The following is a 14,049-nucleotide window of genomic DNA, read 5'->3' as shown; positions in this document are numbered from 1 at the left end:
GGCACACCTGGATTCCCACCGGCGGACCGGGGCCGCGCACGGGCTCCGAGGTTCTGGTGCGGGACAGCCCTTAGGTGACCGTCAGAGTAACCGGACCGCCCGGCATCGGAGTGCCGTTCGGGAAGCCGAAGGACGAGGACTCGTGTGCCTGGTCGGACAGTCGCAGGGCGATGGTGTACGTGCCGGGGGCCACGTTGGAGGGGAGCGGGAAGGAGAGGGCCAGCGGGCCGCTGAAGGTGAGTGGGGCTCCGCCGGTCACGGCTGGGATCAACCGCCCCGAGGAGTCGACGAGGTAGATGTCGTAGCCGTTGACACCCGCGGTGGTGCCCGAGACGTTGACGGTGAGGTGGATGTCCGTGAAGTGATCCGTCGCCGGGACGGTGGTGGGCGAGAGTGTGGCCCGGTCGATCTCGGGCAGCACCGTGTCGGGTGCCGAGGTGATCGTCAGGCCGGTCTCCGGCGCGCCGAACTCCGCGCCGTACAGGGCGACGTTCCCGGCGTTGTCCGTGATGACCAGGCTGGTGATGTGGCAGGTGAAGGCCTGTCGTGGCACGCCGTAGTCCACCGAGACCGTTCCGTCCGCCGCGGTCGTCGCCGCGGTGGAGGTCTGCCGGCAGCCGTTGACGCTGTCGGTGTCCACCACCGCCGACGCGACCCCGCCCTCGTCCCCGTGCGGCCGGAAACCGACCTTGATCGTCCGTTCGCCGTGCCAGATGTCGACCGGGTTCGGCGTCGCCTTGAACGCGTCCGCGGAGAGCACATCGTTGGAGGTGACGTGGACGGGCGCGGCCGAGAGGTTGTCGTAGGTGCTGGTGTTGCCCGCATTGTCGGTGAGATCGACCCGCGAGACGGTCCATGTGCCCGATGCCGCGTGTGCGGGGAAGGTCACGGACACACCGCAGGACCCGGCGTCCGTCTGGCCCCACTCGATGTAGCCACAGCCTTGGTAACCCTGGTCCGGGGTCCAGTCGATGGCGAACGAGCCGGTCAGGTGCTGGCCGCCGGGTCCGGTCAGGGTCAGCGTGCCACCGGAGATGCCGGCCTGGGGGTCGTGCACATCGAGCTCATAGGTCATGCTCGACTCTTTCTCGCCGGCGTAGACGTACGGCTGCCGTCCGTAGGTCACCGCGAGTTCGTCGTACGTCGGGCCCTGTGTGTCGGCGAGGGTCTTCGCTTCGAACGTGTTGTGGAACGCACCCAGCCGGGCGGCGTCCAGGTCCAGCGAGGTGCCCTGGTTGTCCCAGGCCTTCAGCCGGGTCACGGCCCAGGTGACCGATGTCCCGGCCGCGTACTGCGGAACGGCCAGGGTCCACTCGTAAGTGGCTTTCTGGGGAGTCGAACCGGGTACCAGGGTGATGTCCTGGCCGTAGGAGCCCACCTCGTAGGTTCCGACCAGCGGCACGCCCAGGTGACTGCCGGCCGTCGCGCCCTGGCGGCGCAGGTGGACCCGCGCGTTCATGCCCTCGGTCTCCGGGGTGGTGTCCGTCATCGTCCAGCGGAGCGTGACGGTGCTGCCGCCGGGCGTCGCGTCCACCGTGGGCGGGGTGAAGTCCATGTCGGTGACGGCCATGGTGCCCGTCTCCTGCGCCGTCGCGGTCCCCGTGAGCGGCGCCAGGGCCAGCGCGAGCCCCACCCCGATCGCCGCGGTCATCCGTCTCAGTCGTATGCGCAACTCTGAGCCCCCTCATTCTGTTGTTCCGTTGTGTCCCCGTACTCGGGGTGAGCGGACTGTAACAGCGTGGTCGCCCCTTACCGGCGCGCCAGCCCGTGGCGGTCCGCCCAGGCGTTGATCGCCGCGGCCAGCTCTTCGGGGCGGTCCTCCGGGGAGTGGTGGCCGGCGAGGCCGTGCCGGGACACCTCCAGGCCCGCGATGTTCTCCTCGCACCAGGCCACCGTCCCCCGGTCGGTCATCGCGCCCGGGCCCGGCTCGAACGCGGCGAGCAGCTTGGGGACTTCGGGGCTGGCGGCCAGCCAGGCGTCGTAGTGCTCGACGCGGGCCACGACGTCGGCGGGCTCACCGTCCAGCGGCATCATGCGCGTCCACGCCAGTATCGGGCGGCGGCTGTGCGGGGTCGGAAAGGGGCGGCGGTAGACCTCCAGGTCGGCGGGGTCGAGCGGCGTGGCGAGGGTGTCCGGGAGCCCCTCGATGAACAGCGACTTCTCCAGGATCATCTCCTCGCCCACCCCGGGAGCGCGCAGCAGAGCGAACAACTCCCGTCCCGCCGCCGGGAATTCGTCGCCGACCAGCGGCTTGACGATCGTCTCGGTGAAGGCGATGCCACGGACGCGGTCCGGGAGACGTGCGGCGCGGTCGAAGGCGAGCGCGCCGCCCCAGTCGTGGCCGACGAGGACGGACTCGGCAAGTCCGAGGGCATCGAACCAGGCGTCGAGGTAGCGGGCGTGGTCGTCGAAGGAGTAGTCGAGGTCGGGCTTGCCGGAGTCGCCCATGCCGATGAGGTCGGGGGCAAGGATGCGGCGGCCGGGCGCGGCCACCCCCGGCAGGACGTTCCGCCACAGGTGGGAGGAGGTGGGGTTGCCGTGCAGGAAGACGAACGGCAGCCCGTCGGGGTCACCGGACTCCCGGTGGTGGATGGTGGAGTCGAGAACGGGGAGAGTGGGCATCGTGATGTCGCTTCGCTTTCCGTGAAGGGGTTCAGAGGTTGAGGGTCAGGACGCGGTCGACGGCGATCTCGATGACGGCCAGGTCCTCGGGGGCGGGCGGGGCCGCGCGGTAGCGGGCGGTGTAGCGGCGGACCGCCTCGGTCAGGCGTACGGGGTCGTCGGTGACGGTGGCCCGGCCTTCGAGGGTGGCCCAGCGGAAGCCGTCCGCCTGGCAGAGCGCGACACGGGCCGTCCGGCCGCCCGCCGCCACGTTCCGCGCCTTGCGCGCTCCCGCCCGGGTGGTCACCCGTACCAGGCCGGTGGCCGTGTCGAAGGTGAAGCGGACGGGGGTGACGTGCGGGGTGCCGTCGGGGCGCAGGGTGGTGAGGGTGGCCGTGTGGGGGCGGGCGAGGAACGCCCGCGTGGTGTCCGGGAGTTCGGTGGCCGCCCGGCTCACTTGCTCCTCACTCCCGCCCGGCTCACTCGCTGTTCACTCCCGTCCGGGTCGTGTCCGGTGAGGTGGCGGCCGGTCGGTCCGTCTGCGCCGAGGACTGCGATACGCGTCATGTCGGGCCATCCCTTCGTGTGGTTCGCGGAACGCCCTTGACTGTCCCGGTCACCGAACGCAGGCTCAACGCTGATGAATAACGCCCCTCCTGCCTCCGCCCGCACCCGAGGCCGCCCCCGCGGCAATCCGCCGACCCGCGAGTCGATCGTCTCCGCGGCCCGAGCGCTGTTCCTGGAGCACGGCTACCGGCGCACGACGCTGCGCGCGGTGGCCGGGGCGGCCGGGGTCGACCCGGCACTGATCGCGTACCACTTCGGCTCGAAGAAGGGCCTGTTCGCGGACGTGATGCAGTTCCAGTGCGCCAACGCGCTGGCGGTGGACGATGTCCTCGGCGGCGATCCGGCCACCCTCCCCGACCGCCTGATCGACGCGGTGACCGGCCTGTGGGAGGACTCCGACTTCCGGCAGCTCAGCGCCCGGGGCGACGAGGCCGCCGAGGCGATCCGCGAGTACCTGGAACACGAGCTGCTGGCCCGGCTTGTTGAATTTCTCGGCGGCCGGGACGCGACGGCACGCGCCACGGCCGTGGTGACGGTCCTCGGCGGCCTCATCTACACCCGCTACCTCAACCCTCTCCCCACCCCATCGGCCCTCACACCGTCCGAGACCCGCCGCGTCCTCACCCCGGCGCTGCGCGCGGCACTGGCCCCGAGGCCGCGCACCACGGCATGAGTACGGCCGCGGGAAACGGGAAACGGGAAATAGAAATTCAAGCATTTCCCAGCTTGAACCCCACGCCGCGCACGGTAATGATCCAACCACTTCCGCCGAGTTTTCCGCGGAGGCTGCTGACATGGGTGTCCACGGTCCGCCGGGACCAAGAATCACCCCACACCTGCTGTAATAGCCTTTTGCGCGAGATGACGGTGTCGGGATGTGAAGCGAGGAGGCAGAGAAGATCGAACTCCTTGCGGGTCAGACCCACGTCCCGGCCGTCCAGACTGACTTCGCGGGATTTCACGTCGATGTGCAGCGGACCGTGGTCGATTGCCTGCCCCAGTCGGCGTTGGGTCCTCACCCGTCGCATGACCGCGTCGATACGGGCCATCAGCTCACGGAACCCGTACGGCTTGACCAGATAGTCGTCCGCACCGGCCTGGAGGCCGAGCACCCGGTCCAGTTCGGAGCCGCGAGCGGTGACGACGATCAGCGGGACGCAGCTCACCGAGCGGATGGCCTTGCACACCTCCAGGCCGTCGAGGTCGGGCAGTTCGAGGTCCAGCAGGACCAGGTCCACGCTCTCGTGGGCTTCCAGGGCCGCACTGCCCCGGTCGACGGCGGCCACTTCATGGCCGTGCCGGCGCAGCCCTGCCTCCAGTGCGCAGGCGTCACCGGCGTCGCTTTCGACTATCAGAATGCGCCAGCCGCCGGATACGGGCATTCCCGCGGGCAACGTACCCGGCAGGATTTCGCTCACCGATCGCTGCACCGGCGCCGGCCCGGCTCCGCCCTGCCGGCCGGGTATGAGAGGTCTCGGCAGGACCTCTGACGATCGTTGCGTCATGCTCTCCCCCGGCAGATCGGATCAAGTTCGTTGCACGAAGTGAAACTTGAGCACAAACATACAAACCCGGGGTACCGAATTCAAAGACTTTACCAATGAATTCACTGTTACAGTCGCATGAAGCGGCATTCGATCACCGATCCCAAAAGCACCTTTCCGTAATTCTGTCCGGTGGTTCCGCTTTCAGGCGCGCGTCCGGTCGTCGGCGTCCACCAGCCGGAGCAGCAGCGTCGTCAGCGTCTCCCGCTCCTCCTGGGTGAAACATGCGAGGAAGGAGTCCTGGGACTGCTCGGCCACCAGCCACAGCCTGCGCTGGAGCGCCACCCCCTCGTCGGTGAGCTCGACCAGCTGGCGGCGCCGGTCGGCGCGGTCGCGGGTGCGGCGCACCAGCCCCCGTTCCTCGATCGCGTCGAGGTAGCTCCCCAGGTGGCTGCGCTGGAATCCGAGCCGGTCGGCCAGTACGTGCTGGGGCAGCGGGCCGAAGTCCGAAAGCGCGGTCAGCGCCGCGAAGTGCGGCAACCGTAGCCCGTGTTGGCCCACCGCTTCCACCAGGGCGTCGTGACCGATGCGCGCCGCGTGGCCGGCGAGGTACGAGGGCAGCGCCAGCAGGCTCGGCGGGCGGGGCGCCGCCTCCGCCCGGCCGACCGTGCCGCCCGGACCGCTTTCAGGGGTTTCGCTCATGCGTTCACGATACCGGAATATAGTGGCTGGACGTAAGAATGACATCATGGAATGATTCCGTGGTGGTACCAGTTCGGCGCCCCGCGTTCCTGAACTGCGGACGGCGGCGCCCATTTCCCGGAGGACCGCTCCATGACCGACACCCCCATTTCGCAGGCCGAGACCCCGGCCACCGGAGCGCGAGGCGGAACCGCCGCCCCGTTCGCCGCCCTGCTCCTCGCCGTACTGTCCTTCTCGCTGATGCAGACGATGGTCGTGCCGGCACTGCCCGACCTCCAGCGCGAGTTCGACGCCTCCACCACGAGCGTCTCGTGGGTGCTCAGCTCCTTCCTGCTCACCGCTTCGGTGGCCACGGCGCTGCTGGGACGGGTCGGCGACATGTTCGGCAAGCGCCGGGTGCTGATCGCCAGCCTCACCGTCTTCGCCGCCGGCACCCTGCTGGCCGCCCTGTCCGATTCGCTCCCCCTGCTGATCGCGGCCCGCGCGGTGCAGGGTGTCGGATCGGCCGCCTTCCCGCTGGCGTTCGGCATTGTGCGCGACCAGTTCCCGCGCGAGCGGGTGCCGGTGGCGATCGGGCTGATCTCCTCCACGTTCGGCATCGGCTTCGGAGTCGGGCTGGTCATTCCCGGGCCGATCGTCGATGCCCTGAACTGGCACTGGATCTTCTGGCTCGGCCTGATCGTGATCCTGCTGGGCATCGCGGCCGTCGCCGCGTTCATCGAGGAGTCCTCGGTCCGCTCCCCCGGCCGGATCGACTGGGCGGGGGTGGTCCTGCTGAGCGGCGGCATCGTGGCACTGCTGCTCGCCATCAGTGAGGGCAAGTCCTGGGGCTGGGCCTCGGGCGGGGTGATCGGCCTGTTCGTCGGTGCCGCCGCACTCCTCGTGGTGTTCGTCTACGTCGAGACCAAGGTGCGCGAACCGCTCATCGACATCGAGCTGCTGCGCAGGCCCGCCGTGCTGACCAGCCACATCACCGCGCTCATCATCGGCTTCGGCATGTACGGCGCCTTCACCCTCGTACCGCTGCTCGCCCAGACCCCCTCGAAGGCCGGTTACGGCTTCGACGCGTCCGTGACCGAGTCCGGCCTCTTCATGGTGCCGATGGCGGTGACCATGCTGATCGCGAGCCCGCTCGCCGGACGGATCGGCGCGGCCAGGGGCTGGAAGCTGCCGCTGGTACTGGCGTGCCTGATCGGTGTGGTCGGATTCGCGATCTACGCCGGGGCGCACGACACCGAATGGGCGATGTACACGGGCTCGGCGGTACTGGGCATCGGTGTCGGCTTCGCCTTCGCCGCCCTGGCCAATCTCGTGGTCAGCGCGGTCGACCGGAGCCAGACCGGCCAGGCGACCGGCATCAACACCATCATGCGCACGATCGGTGGCTCGCTCGGCGCGCAGATCGCCGCGTCGCTCGTGGCGTCCAGGACGATCCCCGGCACCCGGGTACCCGCCGAGTCCGGCTACACCACCGCGTTCGTCATGTCGGCGATCGCGCTCGGGGTCGCCACCGTCGCCGCCCTCGCGGGCCCCGGAAAGCTGTGGCACCGGACTGCGGCGCCCGCACCCGCCCCCGCACCCGGCAGCGGCCGGTCCGCAGCCTAGGAGTTCGCTCACATGCCTGACTACGGACACGACCTCCTCTTCGGCACGGTCCTGGTGCCGGCCGCGGGACACAGCGCCGACGCGGTGGCCCTGGCCCGGGTCGCCGACCGCTCCGGTCTCGATCTGGTGAGCGTGCCGGACCATCCGTACCGGCCGGACCTGCTCGACGCCTGGACGGTGCTGGCGGTCATCGCAGCGTCCACCACCCGGGTACGGGTCTTCCCCAATGTCGCGAACCTCCCGCTACGACCACCGGCCATGCTGGCGCGTACCGCCGCCGGCCTGGACCTGCTCAGCGACGGCCGAGTCGAACTGGGCCTGGGCGCCGGGTCGTACTGGGAGGCCATCGCAGCCGACGGCGGGCCGCGCCGCAGCCCCGGTGAGGCACTCCGTGCGACCCGCGAGGCCATCGAGGTCATCCGGGGGCTGTGGACCTCGGACCGCCATGTCCACATCGACGGCAAGCATTACGGTCTCGACGGCGCCGCCCCCGGCCCCGCCCCCGCGCACCCCATCGGGATCTGGGTCGGCGCCGTCGGTCCCCGGATGCTGAAGCTGGTCGGGGAGACGGCCGACGGCTGGCTGCCCAGCGCCCCGCACGTACCACCGGACCGCCTCGCTGCCGGGCATCGCATCGTCGACGAGTCCGCGGCCTCGGCGGGCCGCGCCCCGGCGGCGGTGCGCCGGCTGTACAACCTCTCGCCGGGGCCGGGCGGCTTCCCCCGGGGAGCGCCGGACGCATGGCCCGAGCAGCTGGCGGCGCTCGCCCTGGAGCACGGGACGAGCGCGTTCCTCCTGCCCGTGCAGCAACCGGCCCTGATCCAGGTCTTCGCCGAGGAGGTGGCGCCCGCCACCCGTGAGCTGGTGGCCGCCGGACGCGGCCGTACGGCAGATCTTCCGGACCCGCAGAACCGACCGCCGGCCAGGATCCGGGCGGCGGACGCCACCTCCGGGGACCTTCTCTCCGTACGGCCCACACCGGACCCCGGTGTGCGCCGGTCCACCGAACGGCTGTGGGACGAGTCGACCCGCCCCACCGGACCGCCCGCCGACCCCGGCCGACGCTACCCGCACCGCGAACAGGAGCCGGCCCGCAACCTGGTCGCAGCGCACGACCAGCTCCGCGCCGATCTCGACCGGCTCGGCGAGGTGGTACGGGAGGTGCTGGCCGACACCCGCGATCCGGGCGGGGCCCGGTCCGAGATCCAGAAACTGAGCTTGCGTCAGAACATCTGGACGCTCGGCGCCTACTGCGCCTCGTACTGCCGGGTGACCACCCTGCACCACACCCGGGAGGACCAGGATCTCTTCCCGTACCTACGCGATTCCGATCCGCGTCTTGGCCCGGTGCTCGACCGGCTCACCGAGGAGCATCACGCCATACAGGGCGTGATCGAGCGGATCGACCGCGAACTCGTCGCCTTCGCGGGCGACGAGTCGGGCCGGGACGGGCTGCGGGCGGCCATGGACCTGCTCACGGACACTCTTCTGTCGCACCTCGCGTACGAGGAGAGTGAACTGATCGAGCCGATGGCCCGGTTCGGCACCGGCTGGTGATCCCCGCCGCCTACTGTCCGGGCTCCTGTCCCGTCGCCACCGGCCGGGAGAGGTCCGCCGACCAGGCGGACCAGGAGCCCGGGTAGAGGGCGGCGCCGGTGATTCCGGCGTGTTCGAGCGCCAGCAGGTCGTGGCAGGCGGTGACCCCGCTACCGCAGTAGACGACGACCTCCACCCCCTCGCGCACTCCCAACTCCTCGTAACGTTCCCTCAGTTGCGCGGGCGTGGCGAACGTCCCGTCCGCCGTGAGGTTGGCGCTCCACGGGGCGCTGCGGGCGCCGGGGATGTGGCCGGAGCGGATGTCCGTCGGCAGTACGGTCTCGCCCGAATACCGGTCGGCGGCGCGGGCGTCCAGGACGACGGCGTCGCCCGCCGCGACCTCGTCGGCGCTCCGCAGGACCTCCGTGGGCCACTCGACCGGGGTCAGCCACGCCTCGGGGAGCGTCACAGCACCGGTCTCCGTGCCATGGGGCCAGCCGGACAGACCGCCGTCGAGGAGGGCGGCGGACCTGCCGGTACGGCGCAGCAGCCACACCAGCCGGGCCGCGTACGGGCCGCCGTCGGCGTCGTAGGCCACCACCGCCGTGCCGTCCCCGATGCCGAGCGCGCCGAGCGCCCGCGCGAAGTCGGCCGGGTCGGGCAGCGGGTGCCGCCCTTCGGTCTCGTCGGGCGGCGCGGACAGGACGGTGTCGACGTCGGCCCAGACCGCACCGGGCAGATGTCCGGCGAGATAGGCCTCGTGGCCACTGCGGCCGTCCAGGAACCAGCGCACATCGACAAGCACGAGGCTTTCGCGGTGTTCACGCACCCAGGCGGCGTCGACCACGGGCGGCAGGGCGAGTCCGCGCATGTTCTTGTCAGGCACCGGCTGCCACCGTTCCCGATCCGAGTCCCGCGATCTGGGGCAGCACTTCGGCGGCGGTGATCTCGGTGGCCGCCCGCACCTGCGCGTAGGGGATGCCGCCCACGTCGATGGCGAGCAGATGCAGATCGTGGCCCCACAGCTCGTGCAGCCGGCCCAGCTTGTCGACGACCTCGGCGGGGCTGCCGCAGATCGCGGGCCCGTTGGGACCGATGTACGTGTCGAAGTCCGGCGGAGTGGAGAAGTGTGTGTTGCCGGGCTTCTTCACGGTCAGATAGTTGTTCATGTACGAGGCCCACAACGAGCGTGCCCGCTGGGACGACTCGGCGACGAAGACATGGCTGGCAGCGCCCAGCCTGCCGGGCGGGTCGGTGCGCCCGCTCTCGCTCCACAGGGTGCGGTAGGAGTCGAAGACCGGCGCGAACACGCCCGGCTCGCGGGCGGTGGTGCCCACCACCAGTGGCAGTCCGTGGTCGACGGCGAGATGCACGGACTCCGGCCCGACGCCGCCGCTGATCCAGAACGGCGGACGGGACTGGAGCGGCCGGGGCTGAACGGTGACTTCGTTCAGCGGCGGCCGGAACTCGCCCTGCCAGGTGACGCGCTCCTCGGTCCACAGCCGCAGCAGCAGCTCGGTGTTCTCGCGCTTGCGCGCCGCTTTCGTCTCCGGATCCTGGTCGAACACCGCGTACGGCTCGGGGAAGAAGGAGCCGCCCGCCATGAGTTCCAGCCGGCCGCCGGACAACAGATCGACCAGGGCGTAGTCCTCGGCGACCAGGACCGGGTCACGGTTGGCCACGAGTGTGGTGCCGGTGGCGAGCCGGATCGTCGACGTGTGCTCGGCTATCGCTGCCAGCACCGGTGCGGGCGAGGGGATCACATCCCGCTCGCCGAAGTGGTGTTCCCCGATGGTGTACCAGGCGAAGCCGGCCTCCTCCGCCTCGGAAGCGGCGCGCACCACGTCCCGCAGCCGCTGCTGCTGGGTGAGGGCCTCGCCCGTGAGCGGGTCGGGGAGAAGGCTGCCGAAAGTGATGAGCCCTAGCTCCATGAGGTGTCCTCCGTTGCGCTGTTGATGCGCCGGTCGCCGGGGACGGCGGCCAGCAGTTCCTTGGTGTAGGGGTGGCTCGGTGAACGCAGCAGCTCGTCGGCTGGGCCGCTCTCCACGATCCGGCCGTCGCGCATGACGGCGATCCGGTCGCTGACCTGGGCGACGACCGCCAGGTCGTGGGAGATGAAGAGATAGCTCAGGCCGTGCCGCTCCTGGAGGTCGATGAGCAGCTCCAGGATGCGGGCCTGGACGGTGACGTCGAGTGCGGAGACCGGCTCGTCGCACACCAGGAGTTCGGGTCCGAGAGCCAGCGCGCGGGCGATGGCGACCCGTTGGCGCTGCCCGCCGGAGAGTTCGGCCGCCTTGCGGCGCTCGGTTCCCGCGGGCAGTGCCACATCGGCCAGGAGTCGCCGCACGGTCGCGCCCCATTGCTCCTTGGCGCCGATGCGGTGGTTGCGCAGCGGCTCGGTGAGCAGCTCCTCGACGGTGAAGCGGGGGTTCAGCGAGGCGTAGGGGTTCTGGTAGACGAACTGGATGCGGCGGTGCAGGGCGCGGCGGGCGGCGCCCCGTACGGTGGTGACGTCGGCGCCGTCCAGCAGGACCGCGCCGCTGTCGGCCCGTTCCAGGCCGAGGATCAGGCGCGCGGTGGTCGACTTGCCGGATCCGGACTCGCCGACGAGGCCCAGTGTTTCGCCTCTGTCCAGCTCGAATCCGACACCGTCGACGGCCGTGCGCGAGCGGCGCCGGGACAGGCCGGCGCCCCGGACGGGGAAGGCGCGGGTCAGCCCGGTCACCCGGAGCAGCGGGGCCGCCGTGGCACCCGTTGCCTCCGGGGACGTGGAGTCGTGTGGCGCGTCCGGCGGCTCGGTGTTGTCGGTGCGGTCGCGGCGCGGTGCCCGCGCGGTGATGGTGGGTGCGTCGGCCAGCAGCCTGCGCGTATAGGGGTGCTGGGGATCGGTGAGCACCTGCTCGGCGGGGCCCGCTTCCACCACGCGGGCCTGCGACATCACCACCACGTGCTGGGCGCGGTCGGCCACCACCGCGAGATCGTGGGTGACCAGGAGCATCGCGGTACCGGTGGTGGTCACGACGCCCTGCAGGTGGTCGAGGATCTGCCGCTGCACCGTGACGTCGAGTGCCGACGTGGGTTCGTCGGCCACCAGCAGACGCGGCCGGGCGGCCGTGGCGATGGCGATGAGGACGCGCTGTCGCATGCCTCCGGACAGTTCGTGCGGGTACTGGCGGGCCCGTTGCGCCGGGTCGGGCAGCCCGGCCTCGGCCAGCAGGTCGACGGCTCGGGCCGTGGCGTCCCTGCGGGTTGCCAGACCGTGCACCCGGAGCACCTCGGCGACCTGGCCGCCGACCGGCTTGACGGGGTCGAGGGAGAGGCCGGGATCCTGCGGGATCAGTCCGACGCGACGCCCTCGCACCTCCCGCCAGGCGCGCTCGCCGAGTCCGGTCAGCTCCTCGCCCTGGAGGCGGACCGAGCCGCCCAGGACACTGCCGCCTGCGGGCAGCAGTCCGATCAGCGCGTGGGCCGTGCTGCTCTTTCCCGAGCCCGATTCGCCGACGACGGCGGTGATCTGGCCTGCGGCGGCCGTCAGGTCGAGGCCGTCGACGGCGATGTGGGTGCCGTCGGAGGTGCGGTAGCCGATCCGCAGGCCCCGGACGGCCAGCAGCGGGGTGCCGGTCCGTTCGGCCGGCGACGCTGTGCCGGGAGCCGGATTCACCACGTTCACCGGTTTCTCCCTTCTGCTTCCAGCACCCGCGAGAGCCGGTTGGCGGCGAGTACGACGACGGTCACGGTGAGACTGGGCAGGGTGGTCAGCCACCAGGATGTGGCCAGGTAGTTACGGCCTTCGGCGACCAGCGCTCCCCACTCGGGGGCCGGCGGTGGCTCCCCGTACCCGAGGAAGCTGAGGCTGGAGATGGCGAGGACGACCAGGCCGAAGTCGAGGGCGGCCAGGGCGAGTACGGGGCCGATCGCCGCGGGCAGGATGTAGCGGGGCAGGATGCGCCACCACCGGGTGCCGCAGAGGATCGCCGCCTCGACATACGGTGCCGTCCGCACCCGTAGCACTTCGGCGCGCATGACACGGGCGAAGGCGGCGACACTGGTCACACCGATCGCGATGGCGACCTGACCGGTGCCGAAGCCGAGCGCGGTGATGATGGTGAGCGACAGCAGCACCGGCGGCACCGACAGCATGATCTCGACGATCCGCATGATGGCGGCGTCTGCCCAGCGGCCGAAGAAGCCGGCGACCAGGCCGAGCACCACCCCGCCCACCAGTGCGATCAGGAGGGCGGCGACGGTGGCGCGCAGCGACAGGGACGCGCCGTGCACCACTCGCGCGTAGATGTCGCGGCCCAGCTGGTCGGTCCCGAAGAGGTGTTCGGTGCCGGGCGGCCGGAACCGCTCGCCCGGTGTCCCGGTGAGCGGACTGCGGCCGGTGAACCACTCGGGTACGACGGCCCAGCCGAGGACCAGCAGGAGCACCAGGACGGAGAGGGTGACGCCCGGCGAGCGCAGGGGCGCGCCCAGTGTGCGCCGGATCCGTGCGGGTTCCCGGGCGGGCTGCCGCCCGTCCTGGTCCTGCGCCGGTCCGGGCTCCCGCGCCGGCCCCGGTGCGACGGGGGTCTTCGTCGGGTTCGTCATGTGGTCACCAGCTGCCCCGTGGAGCGGATTCTGGGGTCGAGCACCGGGTAGACCAGGTCGATCAGCAGATTCACCACCGCGAAGGCGAGGGCGGCGACGACCACGACACCCTGGACGACGGGCAGGTCCTGGGCCGAGACGGCGGACTGGGTGATGCGGCCCATGCCGGGGCGCGAGAACACCGTCTCGACGACGACGGCGCCGCCGATCAGCGACCCGACGAGCAGGCCGACCACGGTCACGGCCGGGATGGCCGCGTTGCGCAGCCCGTGCCCGAACAGCAGCCGGGCCCTGCCGGCCCCGGTGGCCCGCACGGTGTCGGCGTACGGCTCCTGAAGGGTGGTGTGCAGGCTCTTGCCCAGCACCTGCGCGACCAGTGCGCACCCCGGGATCGCCATGGTGCAGGCGGGAAGGATCAGGCTCTGCACACCGCTGTTGCCGAGCGAGGGAAAGAGGTGCCACTGGAAGGACAGCAGCTGGATCAGGATGAGCCCCACCCAGAACGACGGCAGCGATACCGCGAACGACGGGATGGACCGCAGGAGTTGGCGCAGCACCGGGCTCGCGGTCAGGTTGGCGGCCACGCCGATGAGGATGCCGATGACCAGCGCGAGCACCAACGCGAGGCCGCCGATCTGGAGCGTGGACGGAATCGCGTCGGCGATCATCCTGGAGACCGGCTGCCCGCTCTGGAGGGACGCCCCGAAGTCACCGTGTACCGCGTCGGCGAGCGCCGATCCGTACTGGGTGATCAGCGGACGGTCGAAGCCGAGCTCCGCCCGTGTCCTGGCGATCTGTTCGGGTGTCAGTCCGGCGAAGCCGCCGCGTCCGCTCAGCATGAGCGCCACCGGATCGCCGGGCAGCAGACGCAGCGCGGCAAAGGTGAGCGTGAACGCGGCCCAGACGACGAACAACGCGCGCAGCGTCCGGGTGACCGCGTACAGGGCCGTGTTCACAGATGCCC

At 71.1% G+C, this 14,049-nt stretch carries 13 protein-coding genes; 3 read left to right on the top strand and 10 right to left on the bottom strand.

From position 1 onward, the window contains the following. Positions 1 to 70: 70 nt before the first annotated feature. From EES42_RS42895 to EES42_RS42885, 3 genes are all read right to left on the bottom strand, one after another. The gene (locus EES42_RS42895) at positions 71 to 1,651 is read right to left on the bottom strand and encodes a cupredoxin domain-containing protein (RefSeq protein WP_124723630.1); all 1,581 of its coding nucleotides are present in this window, start codon (positions 1,649 to 1,651) and stop codon (positions 71 to 73) included. A 98-nt stretch (positions 1,652 to 1,749) separates the two neighbouring features. Beyond that, entirely contained in the window at positions 1,750 to 2,628 is an 879-nt protein-coding gene (locus tag EES42_RS42890) for a haloalkane dehalogenase (RefSeq protein WP_266501314.1), read from the bottom strand. A gap of 25 nt (positions 2,629 to 2,653) precedes the next feature. Beyond that, positions 2,654 to 3,058 (bottom strand): pyridoxamine 5'-phosphate oxidase family protein, encoded by a 405-nt coding sequence (locus tag EES42_RS42885; protein ID WP_124723628.1) that lies wholly within the window; start codon positions 3,056 to 3,058, stop codon positions 2,654 to 2,656. Positions 3,059 to 3,241: 183 nt separating this feature from the next. Here EES42_RS42885 and EES42_RS42875 point away from each other — a divergent pair, with 183 nt between their 5' ends. Beyond that, positions 3,242 to 3,841, top strand: a complete 600-nt coding sequence (locus EES42_RS42875) for a TetR/AcrR family transcriptional regulator (RefSeq protein ID WP_124723627.1) — start codon at positions 3,242 to 3,244, stop codon at positions 3,839 to 3,841. 37 nt (positions 3,842 to 3,878) lie between these two features. Here EES42_RS42875 and EES42_RS42870 read toward each other — a convergent pair whose 3' ends face one another. Together EES42_RS42870 and EES42_RS42865 are read right to left on the bottom strand one after the other, a co-directional pair. Beyond that, positions 3,879 to 4,550 (bottom strand): response regulator transcription factor, encoded by a 672-nt coding sequence (locus EES42_RS42870; protein WP_241196966.1) that lies wholly within the window; start codon positions 4,548 to 4,550, stop codon positions 3,879 to 3,881. A gap of 306 nt (positions 4,551 to 4,856) precedes the next feature. Further along, positions 4,857 to 5,354, bottom strand: a complete 498-nt coding sequence (locus EES42_RS42865) for a MarR family winged helix-turn-helix transcriptional regulator (protein WP_124723625.1) — start codon at positions 5,352 to 5,354, stop codon at positions 4,857 to 4,859. Between the two features lie 132 nt (positions 5,355 to 5,486). Here EES42_RS42865 and EES42_RS42860 point away from each other — a divergent pair, with 132 nt between their 5' ends. Both EES42_RS42860 and EES42_RS42855 read left to right on the top strand, forming a co-directional pair. Further along, complete coding sequence (locus EES42_RS42860; protein WP_124723624.1) at positions 5,487 to 6,959, top strand: MFS transporter; 1,473 nt, start codon at positions 5,487 to 5,489, stop codon at positions 6,957 to 6,959. A gap of 12 nt (positions 6,960 to 6,971) precedes the next feature. Continuing rightward, complete coding sequence (locus EES42_RS42855) at positions 6,972 to 8,516, top strand: LLM class flavin-dependent oxidoreductase (RefSeq protein ID WP_124723623.1); 1,545 nt, start codon at positions 6,972 to 6,974, stop codon at positions 8,514 to 8,516. Between the two features lie 10 nt (positions 8,517 to 8,526). Here EES42_RS42855 and EES42_RS42850 read toward each other — a convergent pair whose 3' ends face one another. Genes EES42_RS42850 through EES42_RS42830 form a run of 5 tightly spaced genes read right to left on the bottom strand, consistent with a single transcriptional unit; the run spans position 8,527 to position 14,041 of the window. Further along, positions 8,527 to 9,381 carry a sulfurtransferase gene (locus EES42_RS42850; RefSeq protein WP_241196965.1) on the bottom strand — a complete coding sequence of 285 codons (855 nt, stop codon included), beginning with the start codon at positions 9,379 to 9,381 and terminating at the stop codon, positions 8,527 to 8,529. Continuing rightward, a complete protein-coding gene (locus tag EES42_RS42845) occupies positions 9,374 to 10,426 on the bottom strand; it encodes an LLM class flavin-dependent oxidoreductase (RefSeq protein ID WP_124723622.1) in 1,053 nt (350 codons plus the stop codon). Before EES42_RS42845 ends, EES42_RS42850 begins: the two co-directional genes overlap by 8 nt. Beyond that, the gene (locus EES42_RS42840; protein WP_241196974.1) at positions 10,417 to 12,159 is read right to left on the bottom strand and encodes a dipeptide ABC transporter ATP-binding protein; all 1,743 of its coding nucleotides are present in this window, start codon (positions 12,157 to 12,159) and stop codon (positions 10,417 to 10,419) included. The genes EES42_RS42845 and EES42_RS42840 overlap by 10 nt, the downstream gene beginning before the upstream one ends. Before the next feature lie 2 nt (positions 12,160 to 12,161). Beyond that, a complete protein-coding gene (locus EES42_RS42835) occupies positions 12,162 to 13,085 on the bottom strand; it encodes an ABC transporter permease (RefSeq protein ID WP_124723621.1) in 924 nt (307 codons plus the stop codon). After that, on the bottom strand, positions 13,082 to 14,041 hold the full coding sequence (locus tag EES42_RS42830) for an ABC transporter permease (protein WP_124723620.1): 960 nt from the start codon (positions 14,039 to 14,041) through the stop codon (positions 13,082 to 13,084). Before EES42_RS42830 ends, EES42_RS42835 begins: the two co-directional genes overlap by 4 nt. Positions 14,042 to 14,049: the final 8 nt, after the last annotated feature.

Source organism: Streptomyces sp. ADI95-17, assembly GCF_003846175.1.
GTDB classification, from domain to species: domain Bacteria; phylum Actinomycetota; class Actinomycetes; order Streptomycetales; family Streptomycetaceae; genus Streptomyces; species Streptomyces sanglieri.
Note: the sequence above shows the minus strand (reverse complement) of the source record. Positions and strands in the feature narration are given on the sequence as shown.

Coding starts and splice junctions, on each gene's coding strand:
- EES42_RS42895 (WP_124723630.1), bottom strand. CDS start 1,651: ATGACCGCGGCGATCGGGGTGGGGCTCGCGCTGGCCCTGGCGCCGCTC.
- EES42_RS42875 (WP_124723627.1), top strand. CDS start 3,242: ATGAATAACGCCCCTCCTGCCTCCGCCCGCACCCGAGGCCGCCCCCGC.
- EES42_RS42870 (WP_241196966.1), bottom strand. CDS start 4,550: ATGCCCGTATCCGGCGGCTGGCGCATTCTGATAGTCGAAAGCGACGCC.
- EES42_RS42865 (WP_124723625.1), bottom strand. CDS start 5,354: ATGAGCGAAACCCCTGAAAGCGGTCCGGGCGGCACGGTCGGCCGGGCG.
- EES42_RS42860 (WP_124723624.1), top strand. CDS start 5,487: ATGACCGACACCCCCATTTCGCAGGCCGAGACCCCGGCCACCGGAGCG.
- EES42_RS42855 (WP_124723623.1), top strand. CDS start 6,972: ATGCCTGACTACGGACACGACCTCCTCTTCGGCACGGTCCTGGTGCCG.
- EES42_RS42845 (WP_124723622.1), bottom strand. CDS start 10,426: ATGGAGCTAGGGCTCATCACTTTCGGCAGCCTTCTCCCCGACCCGCTC.
- EES42_RS42835 (WP_124723621.1), bottom strand. CDS start 13,085: ATGACGAACCCGACGAAGACCCCCGTCGCACCGGGGCCGGCGCGGGAG.